This is a genomic window from Mesorhizobium sp. M4A.F.Ca.ET.020.02.1.1 (assembly GCF_004022645.1).
GTDB lineage: Bacteria > Pseudomonadota > Alphaproteobacteria > Rhizobiales > Rhizobiaceae > Mesorhizobium.
This window is the reverse complement of the sequence record NZ_RZOI01001001.1, coordinates 1-1,706: the sequence shown is the minus strand read 5'-3', so window position 1 is coordinate 1,706 and position 1,706 is coordinate 1. Positions and strand designations below refer to the sequence as shown.

Sequence of the window (1,706 nt, the reverse complement as noted above, 5' to 3'; positions counted from 1 at the left end):
GTCTCGATCTTTGACGACAGCGGTGCGCACGAGATCGACCGGCTCGAACTCCAGCCGCAAGGCGAGGGCGGGCACGCGCTCCTCGTCTCCGGCCTTTCCGACGGCGTGCGCTACGGCTTCCGGGCGGACGGCGACTACGCGCCTGAACGCGGCCTGTGGTTCGATCCTGAAAAGCTTCTCGCCGATCCCTATGCGATCGAGATCGACCGGCCCTACCAGTACCACTGGCGGCTTGCCGCCAAGCGCAACGAAGGCGCCGACACCGCGCCGCTGATGCCGAAGTCGGTGGCATGCGCCTTGCCGCCGCTGCTGCCAGCCCTACCACCCCTGTTCCAGCCCGGCGGCCTGATCTACGAACTCAATGTCCGCTCTTTCACCAAGCTGCATCCCGACGTCCCGGAAGCGCAGCGCGGCACCATCGCCGCGCTCGCCCATCCGGCTGTGATCGAGCATCTGCAAAAGCTCGGCGTCTCCGCTGTCGAACTGATGCCGATCACCGCCTCGATCGACGAGCGGCATCTGCCGCCGCTCGGGCTCCACAACGCCTGGGGCTACAATCCCGTCACCTTCATGGCGCTCGATCCGCGCCTGGCGCCGGGCGGCCTGGCCGAATTGCGCGACACGGTCGACGCCTTGCGCAAGGCCGGGATCGGCACGATCCTCGACCTCGTCTTCAACCACACCGGCGAGAGCGACCGCTTCGGTCCGACGCTGTCGCTGCGCGGCCTCGATGCCCAGGCCTACTACCGGCACGAGCCGGACGGCAGGCTGGTCAACGACACCGGCACCGGCAACACCATCGCCTGCGACCATCCGGTCGTCCGCGAAATGGTGCTCGACACGCTGCGCCATTTCGTCCGCGCTGCCGGCGTCGACGGTTTCCGCTTCGACCTGGCGCCAGTGCTCGGCCGCGTCGACGGCCCGTTCGACCCGCAAGCGCCGCTGCTTCAAGCCATCGCCGGCGACCCGTTGCTGGCCGACCGGGTGCTGATCGCCGAACCCTGGGACATCGGCCCGGGCGGCTATCAGCTCGGCAATTTTTCCCGACCCTTCCTCGAATGGAACGACCGCTACCGCGACGATGCCAGGCGCTTCTGGCGCGGCGATGCCGGCACGATCGGCGCGCTGGCTACCCGGCTTGCCGGCTCATCCGATGTCTTCGCTAGGGCCGCGCTTGCGACGAGCCGCACGGTCAATTTCATCGCCGCGCATGACGGCATGACGCTGGCCGACCTCGTCGCCTATGAGGAAAAGCACAACGAGGCCAATGGCGAGCAGAACCACGACGGTCACGGCGACAACCTGTCCTGGAACAATGGCGCCGAGGGCGACACGGACGACGCATCGATTGCCGAGGCGCGGCTCGGCGATCAGCGCGCGCTGCTTGCCATCCTGTTCGCCTCGCGCGGCACGATCATGCTGACGGCGGGCGACGAGTTCGGCCGCACGCAGCGAGGCAACAACAACGCCTATGCGCAGGACAATGCCATCACCTGGCTTGACTGGACAGGCCGCAACCATGCGCTTGAGCGGTACGCGGCTGCGCTCGCCGCGCTGCGCCGCGCCGCGCCGGCGCTTGCGGACACGCGCTTCCTGAGCGGCCAGCCGCAAGCCGGTTCCGACGATCCCGACGTCGCATGGCTGACCGAAACCGGCTCGCCGCTCGGCGAGGCCGACTGGAACGATGCGCGGCGGCATCGTCTCGC

Annotated in this window: 1 protein-coding gene; it reads left to right on the top strand. The window is 68.4% G+C overall.

What is annotated here, in order from left to right; translation table 11 throughout:
• The coding region (gene glgX / locus EN742_RS34125) for a glycogen debranching protein GlgX (RefSeq protein WP_128333829.1) at positions 1 to 1,706 on the top strand (1,706 nt) is incomplete at both ends.